Annotated in this window: 9 protein-coding genes; 4 read left to right on the forward strand and 5 right to left on the reverse strand. The window is 68.5% G+C overall.

Annotation, left to right across the window (positions count from 1 at the left end):
• The 3 genes from Pla175_RS03095 to Pla175_RS03105 form a co-directional block, all read right to left on the reverse strand.
• Complete coding sequence (locus Pla175_RS03095) at positions 1-2985, reverse strand: CHASE3 domain-containing protein (protein ID WP_145281234.1); 2985 nt, start codon at positions 2983-2985, stop codon at positions 1-3.
• An 80-nt stretch (positions 2986-3065) separates the two neighbouring features.
• Entirely contained in the window at positions 3066-4109 is a 1044-nt protein-coding gene (locus Pla175_RS03100) for a site-2 protease family protein (RefSeq protein WP_145281236.1), read from the reverse strand.
• Between the two features lie 100 nt (positions 4110-4209).
• On the reverse strand, positions 4210-5760 hold the full coding sequence (locus Pla175_RS03105) for an HDOD domain-containing protein (RefSeq protein ID WP_197527234.1): 1551 nt from the start codon (positions 5758-5760) through the stop codon (positions 4210-4212).
• Positions 5761-5984: 224 nt separating this feature from the next.
• Between Pla175_RS03105 and Pla175_RS03110 the strand changes: the two genes are divergently transcribed.
• Positions 5985-8975: a YCF48-related protein gene (locus tag Pla175_RS03110; RefSeq protein ID WP_197527235.1), complete on the forward strand. Its 2991-nt coding sequence runs from the start codon at positions 5985-5987 to the stop codon at positions 8973-8975.
• Positions 8976-9114: 139 nt separating this feature from the next.
• On the opposite strand, the gene Pla175_RS03115 is transcribed toward Pla175_RS03110, so the two are convergent.
• Together Pla175_RS03115 and Pla175_RS03120 are read right to left on the reverse strand one after the other, a co-directional pair.
• A complete protein-coding gene (locus tag Pla175_RS03115; protein WP_231954167.1) occupies positions 9115-10917 on the reverse strand; it encodes an alpha-amylase family glycosyl hydrolase in 1803 nt (600 codons plus the stop codon).
• Between the two features lie 204 nt (positions 10918-11121).
• Entirely contained in the window at positions 11122-11631 is a 510-nt protein-coding gene (locus tag Pla175_RS03120; RefSeq protein WP_197527236.1) for a PRC-barrel domain-containing protein, read from the reverse strand.
• Positions 11632-12053: 422 nt separating this feature from the next.
• Between Pla175_RS03120 and Pla175_RS03125 the strand changes: the two genes are divergently transcribed.
• The 3 genes from Pla175_RS03125 (at position 12054) to Pla175_RS03140 (ending at position 17585) form a co-directional block, all read left to right on the forward strand.
• Positions 12054-12461 carry a BlaI/MecI/CopY family transcriptional regulator gene (locus tag Pla175_RS03125; RefSeq protein WP_145281241.1) on the forward strand — a complete coding sequence of 136 codons (408 nt, stop codon included), beginning with the start codon at positions 12054-12056 and terminating at the stop codon, positions 12459-12461.
• 64 nt (positions 12462-12525) lie between these two features.
• Positions 12526-13704, forward strand: coding sequence for a M56 family metallopeptidase (locus Pla175_RS03130; RefSeq protein WP_145281242.1), 1179 nt, complete (start codon positions 12526-12528; stop codon positions 13702-13704).
• A 2939-nt stretch (positions 13705-16643) separates the two neighbouring features.
• Positions 16644-17585: a hypothetical protein gene (locus Pla175_RS03140; protein ID WP_145281243.1), complete on the forward strand. Its 942-nt coding sequence runs from the start codon at positions 16644-16646 to the stop codon at positions 17583-17585.
• Positions 17586-17766: the final 181 nt, after the last annotated feature.

Genomic DNA, 17766 nt, shown 5'->3' on the forward strand with positions numbered 1-17766 from the left:
CTAAGCACCCCCCTCGTCCAACCGCTGGAACAAGGTCTCCAGGTCGGCGATGTCGACCGGCTTGATCAGGTGCTCGTTGAACCCCGCCTCGAACGCCTTCTCGCGGTCGGTGTCCTGGCCGTAGCCGGTCATCGCCACGCAGAAGATGTCCGACGTATCGAGCCGGGCGCGGATCCGGCGGACCAGTTCGTAGCCGGTCATGCCGGGCATCGAGATGTCGGACAGCACGACCTGGGGCGAGTAGCTGTCGAGCCGCTCGAGGGCCTGGGCGCCGTTTTCTACGGTCACCACGTGGTGCCCCAGCCTCTCCAGCAGCCGGGCGAGGATCACGCGTAGCGCGTGCATGTCTTCCACCACCAGCACCTGGAAGGACCGAGCGGTTTTCTTTGCCTGGCCGTCGGCGGGCTGCTGCGCGTCGGCGGCGACGGGCTTCGATGTTTCCGGGAGCGTCACGCAAAACACGCTCCCCAGCCCCAGCCCCTCGCTCTGGGCGGTGACCGATCCTCCGTGCAGCTCCATCAGCGTCTTGACCAGCGTCAGCCCGATCCCAAGCCCGGCCGCGCCACGCTCCAGGCTGTCGCTGACCTGCGAGAACATCTGGAAGATCCCCTCGAGCTGGTCCGCGGCCAGGCCGATCCCCTCGTCGGTCACGCGGACGAAGGCGCGGCCATCCTCCGACCCGGTTTCTAGCGTGATGCGGCTGCCGGCGTTGCTGTACTTGGCGGAGTTGTTCAGCAGGTTCGAGACGACCTGCGTCATGCGCGAGGGGTCGGCGTCGATGAAGACGTCGGCGTCGCTGTGGACGACGTCCAGCTCCTGGCCGCTCTCCGCGATGAAGGGGCGGGAGGCCTCCACGGCCGCGTCGACGATCGACCGCAGGTCGACCACCTCCTTGCGCAGCGCGATCTTGCCGCGGCTGATGCGTGAGACGTCTAGCAGGTCGTCGATCAAGCGGACGAGCTGCTCGACCTGCCGGGCCATGGTCTCGCGGAGCTCTTCCGTCTCGGTGTCGAGCTGGGAGAGCCCCATCAGTTGCACGGCGTTCTTGATGGGGGCCAGCGGGTTGCGGAGCTCGTGGGCGAGCGTGGCGAGGAACTCGTTCTTACGGCGGTCCATCTCGGAGAGTTTGGCGGCCAGCTCGGCCAGCTCGTCCTGGGCCAGTTTGCGCTGGGTGAGGTCGCGCATGACCTTGCTGTACCCGATGAGCTGGTCGTCTTCGTCGCGGATGGCGGTGGTGATGCCGGAGGCCCAGATCCGTTCGCCCCCCTTGCGCAGCATCCAGCGGTCGTCGCTGGCGTCGCCGGATTCTCGCGCGGTGCGGAACTCGGCCTCGTGGCTTCCTTCGGCGATCGCCTCTGGGGGGAAGATCAGCTGGCGGATGTCCTCGCCCAGGAATTCCTTCTCTTCGAATCCCAGCACCTGCTGGACCCCCTGGTTCCAACTAGTGGCGCGGCAGTCGACGTCCATGCTGAAGATGGCGTAGTCCTTTACCTGCTCCAGGAACTGCCGCATCTGGCGGTCGAGCCGGCGGTGCATCGCTTCCAGCCGGCGCTGGCCCGTAACGTCCGACAGCACCAACAACACCGAGCCGCGGCCCGGTCGGCCCGAGTCGAAACGCCGGACCGCCATCCGCAGCACACACCGTCCGATGCTGGCGAAGTCGTGATCGACCTCGTCTTGCTGGACGCGGTCCCCCTCTACGGTAAGCCCCTCCAGCAGCGCCCGCAGTTCGGGCACGTCGAGCTGCCCCCCCACGATCTCGAAGACCGAGGCCGCGGCCGAGCCGCGGTCGATAGCGCCGAAGGTGTCTTCGAACGTGCGGTTGTGATTGATGACATTCAATTGGTCGTCGAGCACCAACACCGAAGCCGGCAGCGCGTCGAGCACCGCGCCCAAGAACTGGGCGACTTCCTGCTGCTGCCTTTCTTCCGCGCGTCGGTCGGTTACGTCGCGGAACACCAGCACGGCGCCGTCGATGGCCCCATCGCGGGTGCGGATGGGGGCGGCGCTGTCGTCGATCGGACACTCGGAGCCCTGCTTGGAGATCAGCAGCGTGTGGTTCGCCAGCCCCATGATGACCCCCTCGCGCAGGGCGGGCAGCCCGGGGTTCTCCACCGTTTCGCGGGTGTCTTCGTTGATGATCTTGAAGATGGACTCCAGCGGCTGCCCGCGCGCCTCTTCGTTGGTCCAGCCGGTGAGGCCTTCTGAGATCGCGTTTTGAAACGTGACGTTCCCGTCTCTATCGGTAGAGATCACGCCGTCGCCGATGCTCGCCAGCGTCACTCTTAGGCGTTCGCGCTCGGCGAAGATCGCCGTGGCGGCGTTCTCTGCCCGTCGGCGGTTGTGCTGCAGCAGGTAGACGATCCCTCCCACCAGCGCAAGGCCGGCCAGCGTCGTGACCGCCGTCGTCAGCAGGCTGCTGTTGTAGGTCTGGCTCAGCCGTTGCTTGCGGTCTTCCATGAGATCGATCTCGACCTGGCGCATCTGGGCGAGCCGGTCGCGGACCCTGTCCATCAGCCTGGCGCCGATATCGGTGGCGACCGCTGCTTTGGCCGCTTCGATCCCCCCCTCCTCACGGTAGACATCAATCGGCTCCTTGAGTTCGGCCAGCCGCTGGTCGATCTGGGGCCGAAGGCCGTCTAGGAGTTCTTGCTGGGTCGGGTTGTCGGCCGTCAGCCGGGTCAGGTCCGCTACCGTGGCGTCGATCGCGCCGAGAGATTGGCTGTAGGGTTCGAGGTGGCTCTCGTCGCCGGTGATCAGGAACCCGCGCTGGGCTGTCTCTGCGTCGACCAGGGTGGTCGACACCCGATCAATCTGGGCCAACACCTCGTAGGTGTGCACCACTGATTCTCGATTGGCTCGTAGCCGCATGGCGCCCTGGAGCGTGAGCAACCCCGAGACAAGCAGCAGCACGACCACGATCGAGACCGCCAGCGGCTCGGCGAGGAAGTGCTTCTGGACAGGGGGGGGAGATGCAGGCGCCAAGATTTCCAGACTCCGGTGGGCTTGAGGGAGTCTAACAGTATAGCGACGCGATCCCAATCGGGCGTTGACGCGGCGCCGAGCTACGCGCGCAGTCCCAGCAGCGGGAAGCACAAGATCGGGATCGCCATACTCGCCACGCCGACGACCCACCGCGTGTCGTCGAGCTCCATGGAGTCGTCGGAGGTGGGGGGGTGATGGATCCCCATCAAGATCACCAGCACCAGCATCACGGTCCAGATAGCGGCTTGTTCGAGGTGGATCACGACGTACGCGATCGCCACCATCGTGAACGCCTGCGAGATCTTGTAGCTCTGCCGGCCGAACAAGCCGTGGATGGTGTGCCCGCCGTCGAGCTGGCTCACCGGCAGCATGTTCAGCCCGGTGATCAGCATGCCGACCCAACCCGCCATGAACAGGGCGTTCACCTGAGAGATGCCGATCCAGTAAACCCTTTCGGGGAGCTCCGGGTGGAGGTACTGGATCATCCAGCGGACGATCACCGGGTTGTACAGCTCTACCTCGCCCGGCAGGGGGCTGGAATTGAGGTTGAGCTGCTGGACCCCCATCCACAGCACCGGCACCGCGATCACCAGCCCGGCCAGCGGGCCGGCCAGGCCGATGTCGAAGATCTGCAGCCGGTTGGCCCGCCGCCCGTCCATGCTGATCACCGCGCCCATGGTGCCGATGGCGTTGATGGGGACCGGGATGAACAGCGGGTAACTGGCCGGGATGCGGTGGTGGAGGGTCATGACAAAGTGACCCATCTCGTGGGCCATCAGGATGCCCAGCAGGGCGCCCATGTAGGTGAGCCCCACCTGCCAGTTGGCCGCCATCACTCGGAGCATCGCGGCCGGGTGCTCTAGGCTCAAGAAGTCCTGCGGGCGCCAACCGGTGCTGCCGACCCAGAAGGTAGAGACGCACGTCGCCAGGAACAGCAGCAGCGGCAGCCGCACCGAGCGTTGCGGGGCGAAGCGGCCCTGCCGCTTGCGGTCTGCGTCGTTGCCCTGCGTCAGGCCGGTCGGCGGCGGCGGCGAGGGGCGGCTAACGTCTTGGGATAGGTCGATCCGCTGGCCGGGCTGGTCGGGATCGGATTGGCTTGAAGGCTCGGAGGGGGGCTCGGTCATTCCATCGATCCTAGCGGAAATCGACCCCGGAATTAACCAAGGCCGGGGGGCCCCGCCAGCCAGCCGCAAAGTCGGTGGCAGCGGGGGGCGGGGGGGGCCTCTAGTAGACCTCGATGCTCTTGACGGCGGGGCCGCTCACGTTTCGGGCGGCCGCGAGACAACGCTGCGCCGCGGCCAGCAGTTCCGCGGCGTCAAAGCCCGCCGGCGGCACCGCGACCGTGGCGACCCCGAAGTTCAGCACCCCTGCGCTGCGGTCCTCGGCGTGGATCAGCTTCTTCGCCGCACGGACCGCCTCCTGCCGGTCGATCCCCTTCGCGATCACCGAGACCCCTAACTCGCCGGTGGGCGCGACGCGCGGCCGGTCCGAGTCGGTCGCCAGCTCCTCGCCCAGCACCTGGCGGACCCTTTCGATCACGGCCCCCAGCCGGAGAGGGTCGTCGCCCGGGTCGACGGCCCCCAACAGCAGGCTCAACGAACAACGCCGCTGTCGGCACTCGGCCGCGGCTTGGCGTGTGTGGGTCTCCAGCGCCGCGTCGCCGCGGGCCAGGTGGGGCGACATCGTCTCGGGCCCCTCGGCGCGTCGTGTGTCGGGCCGCGGCTTGCGGTCGGAGTACTGCTTCTCATCGGCGACCAGCGACACCAGCTCGAACGTGGTCGCCAGCATGGTTTCCATCTGGGCCAGCTCTCCCCGCTCGGGCGGGGCGAGCCCCGCGGCTGCCTGCTCGGTGAGCTCCGCCAGCCGGGCGTAGCCCTCCGCAAGCGTCTTGGCGAAGCCGAGCTCTCCCGGCTTGGGGAGACGCAGCGCGTCGCAGAGCCCGACCAGCTTCGGCTCGATCTCTGCCAGCAGCGCGTGGAGCGCATCGGCGTCGAGGCCGGCCGTGTCGGCCGACGCCTCGGTCAGCTCCGGCAGCGCGGTGAGCCGGTGGTCGGCGAGCACGCGGGCCGCCATCTCGGCGAGGTGGACGACCGCCGCGAGGGGGGATTCGGTCTTTTGCTGTGGGAAGGCGCCCGCGATGCGCCACGCTTCTGCGATCGCGTCCGGGAGCCGGTCCGGGATCCCCCATCCCCTGAGCATGGCGCCGGTAAGCGTCCCGCGGTCGAACCCCAGGGCGCGCCGCTCGAGCGACATCGGGTCGAGGGCGTTCTGGTCTGCCTGGTCGAGCAGCGTGGCGAAGGGGGCGCCCAGTTGCTGCAGCATTGCTAGCAGCCCGAGGTCGGCCAGCAGCGCGGCGGTGAACGCCTCGTCGCCGTCGCAGCCGGAAACGAAGCGGGCAAGCTCACGCGCGGCGACCGCGCGGGCCAGCGTGTGGGTCCAGTACTTGGACAAGCGTTCTGCGGGCAGGCCCTCGTGCAGCGCTTCGGGGATAGAGAACCCAAGCACCAGCAGCCGCAGCGACCGGTCTCCCAGCAGCGAGATCGCTTGGCCGAGGTCCGACACGCCCCCGGCGACCCCGAACACCGGGCTATTGGCGACCCGCAGCAGCTTGCCCACCAGCGCCGGGTCGCGCTCCAGCGATTCGCGCAGCGCCCGGCCATCGACCGAAGGCTGCCGCGACAGCTCCAGCGTCTCCATGGCCACCGTCGGCAGGCAGTAGAGCCGCTGGGCGCGCTCGAGTAGCGGGGCGAATGCAGCGGGGAGGGTCGCGGGCATAGAGGCAGCGTCGGAGGCGGCAGTATCGGGGCGGGGCAGGCGTGGTCCGCGGCGGGCACTGTAGCCTAGCTTGCTGCTAGCACGGCTGAAGGCCCGTCGGCCCGCGGACTCCAGCATCCGTCTAGGGAAACCGCGTGGCCCCGGGCTACAATCCCCCGACGGGGCCGAGGCGGCGCAACCCGCAGAACCGCGCCCCCCGATCGATGCTGGCAGGGAGGCCAATCATGCGCTTATCGTTCTTGACTTATCACACAACGCTGCTGGCGGCATGCCTGCTCGCCAGCGCTTGCCCAGCCGGCGGAGGGGAGTCGCACGCGGACGCCATGGTCCGCGACGCCACGCTCCGGCAGATCCTGTTTGTTGATCGCCAGCACGGCTGGGCGGTAGGCGACCGCGGCGCGATTTACCGCACCAGCGACGGCGGCGTCCGTTGGCAGCGGCAGGCCTCTGGGGTTACCGCGCCGCTGTACGGGATCGCTATCTACGGCGGTCGACGCGGCTGGGCGGTGGGGGGAGAGACCACCCCCTACACGCATTCCACCAAGGCGGTGGTGCTGGCCACCGAGGATGGCGGCTGGACGTGGCAGCGGTTGGACGCCCCCATGCTACCGGCCTTGGCCGGCGTGCAGTGCGGCTCGGAGCCCGGCGTCGGGCTGGCGTTCGGCCTCAGCACGGCGCTTCGGCCCAGCGGGTTCGCGATCACCACCGACGGCGGCCGCCACTGGTCGCTCCCACCCGCATCGCAGCCTAGCAGTTGGACCGCCGCCGCGGTCCGCGCCACGGGGTCGACCGGACCCCTGACAGGAATGATGGCGGGGCCCGGGGGCCGCTTGGCGCGGATCGGGACGCCCGTTGAAGACATCGACGAGATCCAGCAAGAACCCCGCACGCCCCGCGGGCTTGCCTACGGCGACCACGGGAAGGTGTGGCTGGTGGGCGACGGCGGCCTGTTGTTGTGCTCAACAGACATGGGCGCCCACTGGCAGCAGCCCGCCAGCCCCCCGCCGGAGGTGACGCGCGACTTCGATTGGCGGGCGGTCGCCACCGCTGGCAGCGAGGTGCGCATCGTCGGCGCCCCCGGCTGCGTGGTGCTGGCCTCGAGCGACTCCGGCGCCACCTGGCGCCTAGAGCCGACCGGCGTCTCGACGCCGCTGGAGACGGTGGCCATGGTCGGCGACAAACACGCGTGGGCCGCGGGCGCCATGGGGGTGGTGATCGCCACCACCGATGGCGGCCGTAGCTGGACCCCGCAACGCGCCGGCGGCGGACGCTGCGGCGTGTGGGTCGCCGCGACCCGCGCCTCGGAGGTCCCCCTGCCGTTGATCGCCGACGCCGCCGCGGGCGAGGGTTGGCTCACGGCCGTCGACGTGGTGAGCCGCACGGTCCGGCCCGGCGATGAGCTCCGCGTTTCTCAGGCGGTGGTACAGGTAGGAGGGTCCCTGTCGCAAGTCGAGGCGGCCTTTCCCGGGCTGGCGCCAGACGCCGGGCCGTCTCCCCAGCAGCTCGACGCCCTCCGCCGCCGGCTGGCGATGCGGATCGTTTCGCTCCGTCCAGAGATCGCCGTGCTGCCGGCGGCCGGCGGCGACGACCCGGTCGCCCGGGCCTGCGAGGACGCCCTCCGACTAGCGGGCGACCCCCAGTACACCGCGGCGTGGAAGAAGGTCGGGCTCTTGCCGTGGAAGCCCAAACGCGTCGCCCGCGTGGCGCCGCAGGGTGGAAGCGGCGCGGTCTCGCGCAGCTTGGTGGACTACAACTCGGAGCTCGGCACTTCGCTCAAGCTGGCCGTCGCCCCGAGCCGCGGCTTGTTGCGCACCACGTACGCGCCGCTGCCAGACACGTACGCGGTGACGCTCGAGGGCGCGGCCGCCCGCGGCGGGCGCCGGCTGACCGACGGGCTGATGCTGCAACGCGGCAGCGACGCGCGTCGCGCCGCCGCCGAGGCGCCCCCCAACCGCTTGGCGGAGCTGGCCCGGTTTGCGCAACAATCGCGCGCCGTTGACGGCCTGCTGTCCGGGGAGGCGCCCGCGGACTGGTCGGGCCAGGTGATGCACGTGACCGGCGGGCTGAGCGAAGACTCGGGCGTTGAGCTCATGCTCTGGTTGGCGGACGCCTACCGCACGCGCGGCCAAGCCGACCGCGCCGCGGACGTGCTCTACCTGCTCGCCCGTCGCTACGGCGACCACCCCACCGCCGAGCACGCCACGCTGTGGCTGCTGCGTTACTACGCCAGCAGCGAGACCGCCCGGGCGGGCAAGCCGGACGAGCCCCCGCTGGGCGCCGCGCCGCTGGCCAACGTTACCGACACCCCCAAGCCCTTCAAGCCGCACAACGCAGAGCCCATCGCCGAGGCCGGCGCGGCCGCGCCGCTGGCCGCCGCCGAGGCCGGCGCGGCCGCGCCGCTGGCCGCCGCCGAGCGTTGGAAGCGGGCCGACCTGCTGGGGACCTACTTAGAACGCGCGCGGCCGGAGCTGTTCGCGGAGCCGAAGGTGCGGTTCCCGCTGGCGGCCGCGCGGCGCCGCCTCGACCAGCCGGCCGCCGACGCGGTGGTGCGGACGCTCAGCCGGCAGGCGGTCGACGAGCCGTGGCGCCGCTGCGCCCACGCCGAGGAGTGGATCGAACACGTCGAGCGCGGCCGGCCCGAGAAGCCCCTGGCCGCGGTCCGACCGCTGGCGAGCCAGCCGGTGCTCGACGGCAACCTCGACGAGCCGTGTTGGGCCGCCATCACGCCGGTCGAGCTGCAGTCCGCCGAGAGCAGCCGCTCCGCCAAGCTGTGGCTGGGATACGACTCCGAGTACTGGTACGTCGCGGCGCAGGCGCCCAAGCTCGCCGGGGTCCCCTACCCGGGGCCCGCCGTCAGCGCCCGGCACCACGACGGCGCCGACTCCGGCCGCGACCGGCTGCGGCTCTCGATCGACGCCGACCGCGACTACACCACGGCCTTCGAGCTGACGGTCGACAGCCGGGGCTGGACCGCCGACGCGTGTTGGCGCGACGCCCACTGGGACCCGAAGTGGTTCGTGGCCGTGGCGGACGCGGCCGACCGGTGGACGTGCGAGGCGGCCATCCCCTGGGAGTCGCTCACCGCCCCCAACCCGCGCGACGTGTGGGCCTTCTCGATCGACCGCATCGCCCCCGGGCACAAGACCCAGTCGTGGCCGGCCGGCGGCGCGCCGGCCGGGTCGCCCGACCGGTTCGGGCTGCTGCTGTTCGAGTAGCGTCAGCGCAGACCACAAGAATCAATCGAGCCGCGCCCGTAAGGAAGCGGAGTGCGTTGCGGCGCACTCCGACTACGGAATTGCACCGCAACCAGCTCCGCTTCCTTACGGGCGCGGCTCGATCCGGGGCGCGTGGCGCTCAGGGGTCCTGCGAGAAGATGGCCACCGAGTAGGGGGCCAGCTTCAGCGAAGCGCTCAACGCCAAGCCGTCGCAAGGAATCTCTTCTGCCGTCAGGTCGGTCGTCCCGCAGTCATCGAAGTCTTCGCTGTAGACCGTAGCGTCGCTGTTGAACCGCAGCCGCCACGGGCCGCACCTCGGCAGGCCGATGCGGTAGTCCTCCCACCCGCGGTTGGCGAAGTTGGCGATCACCAGCACGTCGTCGCCGGGGCCCCCCTCCATCCAGCGGCGGAAGGCGATCACCTTGTCGGCCTCGTTCACGTGCCGGCACTCGATCCGCTGGCCGCACAGCCCGCGGCTCACGCCCCCGCGGTTGAGCCGCAGGCGGATCAGGTCGCGGTACATCCGCACGATCCCCCGGCAGTCTTCTTCCTGCTGCCAGTCGATGCCGCGGGTGTCGTCGAACCACTGCCCGCGCAGGAACTCCTGCCCCTGGAAGATCATCGGGATGCCCGGCGCGGTAAACACCATCGCGGCCGCCAGCGTCGAACGCTTCTGGGCGAACCAGCCGCGCGGGTCGTCGGGGTCGATCTCCGACGGGACGCGCGCCTTGCCGTTGGCCACCTCGTCGTGCGACTCGCTGTAGATGACCCGCTGGAACGCGTCCAGGTTGTAGCGGTGGGTCAGCGCTTCGCGGACCGACTCCATCGAGCGGTGGCCGTCTTCCGGCTGGCACACCGCGGCGCGGATGGGGTGCACGAAGCCGGCGTCCCACTGGCTGTTGAAGCCCGCGCCCCCGTGCCCGGGCTCTTTGGTGATCCAGTCGTTGTTCTGCAGGTCTTCGGCGATCGCGATCTTCCGCGGGAACCGCTCGCGCACCTCGCGGTTGATCCACTGCGTCAGCGACCACCCCTCGGCGATCTTCTCGGCGCCGCTGGCGTCTACCGAGTGGATGTACAGCGTCATGTCGTAACGCAGCCCGTCCATGCGGTACTCGCACAGCCACATCATGGCGTTGTCGTGCAGGTAGGTGCGGACCTCGCCGCGCCCGTAGTCGGGGCGGGTGTCGCCCCAGGGGGTCTTGCTCCGCCAGTCGTTGTAGAAGTAGATGCCCCCCTTGCCGTTCTCGCCCCACAGGTCGAACTGCCACAGGTCGAGGTCGCTCGGGCCGAGGTGGTTGTAGACCACGTCCATGATCACCGCGAGGCCGTGCCGGTGCGCCGAACGCACCATCTGCTTCAGCCCCACGGGGCCGCCGTAGGCGCTCTCTACCGCGAAGATATGGGCCGGGTTGTAACCCCACGAAACGTCGCCGGCGAACTCCGCCGAGGGCATCAGTTGGATCGCGTTCACCCCCAGCCGGCGGAGGTAGTCGAACTTCTTCTCCACGTCTTCAAACGTGCCGATCTCGTCGCCGCTGGGCCGGTTGAAGGTGCCGACGTGCATCTCGTAGATCACCAGCTCGTTGAAGCTGGGCATCACGAAGTTGTCGTCGCCCCAGTCGAAGTGCGGGTCGTGGACCACGCCGTTGCCGACCGAGTTGGTCACTTCGCGGGCGTAGGGGTCGATCCGCGAAACCTGTTTGTCGCCGCAGGTCAGCAAGAAGCGGTACTCCTGGCCGATGGCCGCTCCCGGCACGTCGGCGTACCACGCGCCGTGCTCCTCGGCCTGCATGGGATGGGCCGTTTCGTCCCAGTCGTTGAAGTCTCCTACCACATGGACGGCCGTGGCGTGGGGCGCCCACACGCGGAAAGCCACCCCCGCCTCGTGCGGTATGCAACCCATCCCTTCGCGTGCCGGGGCTTCAACAACTTCTGGGGTCATGGACGTCCTCATTGAGTAGGGCCACGCGGACGCTCATTAAAGCCTACCGGCGCGGCGGATAAAAGCTGCTGAGCGTTAAAAAAAGCCCCGGGGGCTGCTGGTTTCCCAGAGCCCCCGGGGCCGAGTTCGGCGTCAAAGAGTCAGCATTCTCTTCAAATTAATAGTGAGTGTGTTCTGACCTTGTCCGCCTGACTTGTCGCACGCCTACTCGCGGTCGCGGTTGCGGTTCCGCACCGGGCGATTGGCGTCTACGCCGTACAGGGCGTCGTTGGTCGTACGCCACTGCGGGCTGGCCATGTCGGGCCAGTTGTCTTGGTCGAAGCCCTCGGCGTTCTCGAACTGCTCCTTCACGACGTTCAGCACCAGCACGTGCTCGCCGTCAACCGTCTGGTGACGGATGGCCGACCAGGGGACCGCGAACAGCTTGTCGCCTAGGCCCAGGAAGCCCCCCATCGACACCGCCGCGTACTGCACGCGGCCGTTATCGGCGTTGAGCACGATGTCTTCGATCGAGCCCAGGTCTTCGTCTGCGTTGTTCTTGACGTTGGCGCCCATCAGCTCGCTAATGCGTACGGTCTGGCCGCGTTGGGCCGTCCGTCCGTCGCGGTTGTTGCCAACCTGCACGCGTGTGCCGGGGGCGTCGACCGTCACCTGGGCCATCGCCATCGCCGGCGTCAACACGAGCGCCAGTGCTGCAATCAGATTGCGTGTCATCGTTGAAACTCCGTGGTCTGGTGAAGAGGGTTAAACTCACGGGCAGGCAGTAATGCAAACAGTGCGCCAAACCCGCTTTGTGTTTTAAGCCGGCTGAACCGCGAAGAATCCGTACCTCCCCTATGCACGGACGAAGTCAACCGATCGCCCAACGTCCAGCGATTGATCGCCCAGCAATCACCACCAAGGAGCAAACCTCTCTCGAGCCGCACCCCTCCAGAGCCGCGCCCCCCCTCTTGAGCCGCGCCCGTCAGGAAGCGGAGCGCGAAGCAATAAGAATCACGAAGCAGAGACCAGCGCTTCGCGCTCCGCTTCCTGACGGGCGCGGCTCGATGGAAGATTTCTGCTTGCATGGTTATTCTAATTCGTTAGAATAAGCACGCGATCGAGCGACCCGTTTCTCCTCCCACCACGCTCCTGACATGCCCCGACCCCCGAACCCCCACCCCACCGACGGAGAGCTCGAGATCCTCCGCGTGCTCTGGCAGGGGCCGCAGTCGCTCTCCGCCATTTGCGAGGCGCTGCGGGACGAGCACGCCTCGTCCAGAGACCGGGCCCCCTCCACCGTCGCCACGATGCTCAAGGTGATGGCCGGCAAGGGGCTCGCGGCCCGCGTCGGCGCCGGCCGCGGCGCCATGTGGCGCGCCAAGGTGAGCCGCCGCTCAGCCACGCGCGGGCTGGTGGCCAAGCTGGTCGACGGCGTGTTCGACGGCTCCGCCAGCGGGCTGATGGCCTACCTGGTAGAAACCGGCGGCCTGGACGCCAAGCAGCTCGCCGAGCTGAAGAAAGCAGTCGTCGCACAGACGGCGCCCGACGGGCGGGGTGATTGATGTCGCTAGTGCTTCTCTCCTCCAAGTTCCGCCACGGCGGACCCCACCAAGCGCCGAGCAACCCATGAACCCGCTCTGGACCGCCGTCGGCTGGACGATGCTGCACTTCCTCTGGGTCGGCGCCGCGATCCTGCTAGCGGCCGCCGTCTTGCGGACGGCGCTCCGCCGCGCCCCCGCGCGTGTGCGTTACGCCGCCTCGCTCCTCACGCTCGCCTGGCTAGCAACCGCCCCCGTGCTGTGCGGCACGCTGCTAGTCGAGAAGCCCGCAGACCCATCAAGGCCTGTAGGATGGGTTACCCGCGCCAGCGGCAACCCATCTAGCAGCGCGGAAGAAGCCGCGGTCCCATCCGTCGACGCCCAAGTTAATACCGCAAGCGTCGCGCTGGAGGCCGTTGAGGCGTTTGAACCTTCTCCGCCACGAGATGGGTTGCCGCTGGCGCGGATAACCCACCCTACACGCGCCTTGCAGGTTGCGGCGGAGGCAGCGCCGTACGTCTGGCTGGTCGGCGCGCCGTTGACGCTGCTGTTGCTGGCGACCGGCGTCATCGGCGCCGAGCGGCTCAAGCACGCCGGCGCCGCGATCGACGACCCGGCCACGCTGGCGCTGCTGGCCCGCGCGCGGCGGACGATGCGGGTCGGCCGGCGCGTGGCGCTGCTGGCGTGCGACCGGGTGGCGCAGCCGGTGCTGATCGGCGTGCTGCGGCCCGCCATCTTGCTGCCCCCGGCGCTGCTGGCCGGGCTGTCGACCGACGAGCTGGAGCTGGTGCTGCTGCACGAGCTGGCGCACGTCCGCCGGTGGGACAACCTGGTGAACCTGCTGCAACGCGTTATCGAGGCGCTGCTGTTCTTCCACCCCGCGGTCTGGATCGCCAGCCGGTGGGTACGCAGAGACAGGGAAGAATGCTGCGACGCGCTGGTGGTCGACGCCACCGGCCGGCGCCAGGCGTACGCGGGGCTCTTGGTGCGCGTGGCCCAGAGCGTGCTGGAGGGCCGGCCCGCGCCGGCGCTCGCGACAACGAATGGCCCAACCCCCGCTCGCCCGCCGGGTGCGGCGGATCCTGAACCTGGAGGACGACGCGATGCTCGTTTCACGCAGGCTGTTGCTGGTGGTGTTGCTGGCGGTGGTGGGGACGCTTGGCGTGGCGGTGCATTGGGCGACGGCCGAGGAAACCGCGAAGCCGAAGCGCCCGGGGGGCGCCGAGAAGCCTGCGGCGGAGAAGCCGGAAACCGAGGGCTTGCTTGAAGACCTGTTCGGCGGCGGAGTGGGCGAATCCGCGAGTCCCTTTGGCGGGCATGGGGGCGGGGGTGAGGCCGATCCGTTCGGCGGCGGCGGGATGGAGAGGGACGATACGTTCGGGGGAGGGGGCGAGTTCGGCCGTCGGGGCGGAGCGTTTGGAGGAGAGTACGGCGGCGCGTTTGGAAATGAGTTCGCCGCGGAGCAACCGGCCGAAGGCCCCAACAATCAGGGCTTCCAATTCCCGACCGCCGAAGAGCAGCGCTACGCCGACCGCGCGTTTCATCTGCTGGGGTTGGAAGTCGAGAAGCTGTCGGCGGAGGAATCGGAGCGAGTCAAGAAGCTCGGGCTCAAGGGGGGCGTGCGGATCGCCTCGAACGCGGGACCGAACAACGCAACGCGGGCGCCGTGGGTGCAAAACGGCGACCTGCTGGTCGGCCTGCACGCGTCGCCCATCACAGGGTTGAAGGACCTGTACGAGCTGCTCGGCCGCGACGACTTGCAGGAGTACCAGCCGATGAAGATGTACGTGGTGCGTCGCCCACACACCGAGAGTGACGACCCGTTCGGCGGCGGGTTCGGCGGGGAGGAGCGGCCGCCGTCGAGAGACGAAGTCATCAGCGGGCGGATTTATCCCGACGAGAAGGCCTGGCAAGCGACGCAGCCGGAGCTTGAAGCGGCTCCATTGTGGCCACAAGTCGATCCGACCAAACCGTCACCGGCGCAAGCCGACGCTGCAAGTAGCGGTCTGGCGCCGGGCGCCGTGCTCTACGACGGCAAGACGTTCGACGAGTGGCGGGGCTTGTGGAAGCAGGAGCTGAACCCCGAACGTCGAATCGAGGCGGTCCAGGCGCTGGGAGCGTTCGCGAGTAACGGGTACGCGGAAGAAGCGACGGAAGCAATTCTGGATGTGGCGGGGGAGTACGACTTCGCGAGCACCGCTGGCACGTTCGGAGAACTCAAGCAGGAGATCTTGGCGCAGCTCGACGGTCGACGCGGGCCGAAGGCCGGGCAGGTCGCGTGGAGTCTCACAATGCATCGGTATGGTCGCGATCCAGACCGATATCAAGCCCTTATGGTTCGTCTGATCTACGGCGTTCACGAGAATAATGGCAGGCAAGATGAATTGTTCGAGCTTGCTGAAAGCGAAGACAAGCAGATCGCCGGAGCCGCCTTGGTGCGTCTCGCGGTTCTCTACGGTGACGATCCTAGATTTCCCGACCTGCTAGATCGCAACTTGCAGTCGAGCGATCCGGAGCGGGTGGCCGATGGATTGCGAGCGATTGGGACTACCAAACATTGGCCTCAGGAAGCAGACCGAGCGCTACTGCATCCCAACCTGAAAGTTCAAGCGCTCGCGAGAAGAGTTGCTGGAGGTCTCGACCCAAACCGGTACCGCGAGATCGCAGAACGCGCAACGTCACTCCTGACGGCGGCAGAAGATCAGGCCGATCAGATTGCGCTGTGTCGTGCGTTGGCCGCGCTACGACGGGCGTCGACCAAGGGCGCCCGCGGAGCGACAGAAGCCCTGATTCAATCTCAGGACGAGACTCTTAAGTACGCGGCCCTCGTCGCTACGCTCGTGGTTACGAATCCTGACGTCCACCCCACGGCGTCTAACTATTCACGATCGCCGGTCTTTCAGAGTTTCGCCAAGGAGTTAGGTGTTACTGCCCCGGTTGCAATGGGAAGACTGGGGTCGCCTGAGTGGGAGGCGTTTCTTCAACGGATCAACAATGAGATCGCTGTGGTCCAGAGCGGTCGATAGACGAATCGGTGACCTGGTAGGGGAATAAATCCGTCATGAACTGAAGTTGGTCCGGCGGTAATTTTCGGGATTTCCTGGAGGCTTGCGGGCTCCCGACCTCCGGGCGTTAGCTTCCGGCTCGCTTTGGGGCGAACCTGCTTGGTTTGGCGTCTTGGGTCGATCGCTAGTAATCGACGATTCCCAGGCCCGGAGGGCCGACGGCGTATAGCCAGGGGCGCGAGCCCCTGGAATCGGGACCCGTTCAGTGCAAAGCCCCGGAGGGGCGACGGCGTGCGGGGGCGTCCAACGCGCCGCCGCCCCTCCCGGGGCTCTTGTTGCGTCTGGTGCACGGGACCAGGGGCTTGCGCCCCTGGCGATGCGCCGCCGCCCCTCCGGGGCTCTTGTTGCGCCTGGTGCACGGGACCAGGGGCTTGCGCCCCTGGCTATGCGCCGCCGCCCCTCCCGGGGCTCTTGTTGCGCCTGGTGCACGGACCAGGGGCTTGCGCCCCTGGCTATGCGCCGCCGCCCCTCCGGGGCTCTTGTTGCGTCTGGTGCACGGGACCAGGGGCTTGCGCCCCTGGCGATGCGCCGCCGCCCCTCCGGGGCTCTTGTTGCGCCTGGTGCACGGACCAGGGGCTTGCGCCCCTGGCGATGCGCCGTCGCCCCTCCGGGGCTCTTGTTGCGCCTGGTGCACGGGACCAGGCGCTTGCGCCCCTGGCGATGCGCCGCCGCCCCTCCCGGGGCTCTTGTTGCGTATGATGCGCGGGACCATTGGCTCGCGCCCCTGGCTATCCGCAGTCGGCCTTCCGGGCCTGATCGCCGCCGCGTGACGCTGCTTTCTTTTCCTCATTTCTGGCTCGCAAATAGCCACCCGGTCGCAGACAATCGTCGAGCGGCTTTTGCCCGGCTGGCGTGGGAGGACTGCGCACTGGGTGCGGCCATGGATCGAGGTGACGAGTTTTGTCCATGAGGTGTCCGATCGACCTGCTGGGTGTCCGCTTGGAGGTGGCAAAACCCCTCCCGCAGAGGGGGTCTGAGGCGGTCCAGCCGCGGCGCGGCGGGCCCTGTGGGCTCGTTTTCGCGGGGTTTTGTCGGGACGCCTGGGGTTTTGTCCGAGAATTAGCCCCCCGGACCAGTGGACAATAGGACAAAACGATTGCCTGGCCGCACGTCGCGTTCTGGACGCTTTAAGTTATCGCCAATGACCTACCTTCTGGGCGTCGACGAAGCGGGCTACGGCCCTAACCTGGGGCCGCTGGTGGTGGCGGTTTCGGCGTGGGGGGTAGGCGAGCAGTGGCACGAGCCGGCCGACCTGTACGATACCCTTGCCCGGGTCTTCTCGCGTACGCCGCGGGCCGGGCGGGTCGCGATCGCCGACTCCAAGGCGTTGTACAAACCCCGCGGCGGGCTGCGTCGGCTGGAGCACGCGGTGCTGGCGCTTGCGCCGCGTGTGGCGAGCTGGAACGGGCTGGTCGACACGCTCGGCGCCGACCCGGACGGGCGCCAGGGCTCGCTCCCTTGGCACGAGGGGTTCGATCCGCTGGTCCCTGGGGACGCGTCGCAGGCCGAGATCGATTCGGGCCGTGCCCGGGTCGTGCTGGGCTGCGCCTCGGCGGGGGTCGATCCGCCGACGCTGGCGGCGCGGATCGTCCACCCGCTGGAGTTCAACCAGTTGTGCGACCGCTTCGACTCCAAGGGCGCCACGTTGTCACACGTGTCGCTGGGGCTGCTGCGGGGCGCCGTGGACGGGCTCGCCGGGGCGCCCGTCTACTGCGTGCTCGACAAGCACGGCGCCCGCAACCGCTACGCCGAGGTGATCGAGGCCCATTTCCCGCAGCACACGCTGGCGGTCGACGGGGAAGGCCGGGCCGAGAGCCGGTACCGGCTCTCGGGGCCGAGCGACATTACCCTCGTTTTCCGGGCCAAGGGGGAATCGCACCTGCCGACGGCCCTGGCGTCGATGACCGCCAAGCTGCTGCGGGAGGTGGCGATGGCGGCGTTGAACCAGTACTGGGGGGCGCGGGTCCCGGCCCTGGCGCCAACGGCCGGCTACCCGGGCGACGCGGGGCGTTTCCGGGCCGACATTGCACGGGAATGGGCCCGTTTAGGGCTGGAGGAGGACCTGTTGTGGCGCCGCCGATAAGCGTTTGAACCGCCAAGACGCCAAGAGCGCCAAGAATGACGATAAGTGGACAGGATTGCAGGATTAGCTGGATCAACGGAAGTTAGACGCCTTAGTTGAGGGATTCCAACACTTACGTGTTCATCCTGCCCATCCTGTTATCCTGTCAACTTTCTTTCTTGGCGCTCTTGGCGTCCTTGGC

It is taken from the genome of Pirellulimonas nuda, assembly GCF_007750855.1.
GTDB classification, from domain to species: Bacteria; Planctomycetota; Planctomycetia; order Pirellulales; family Lacipirellulaceae; genus Pirellulimonas; species Pirellulimonas nuda.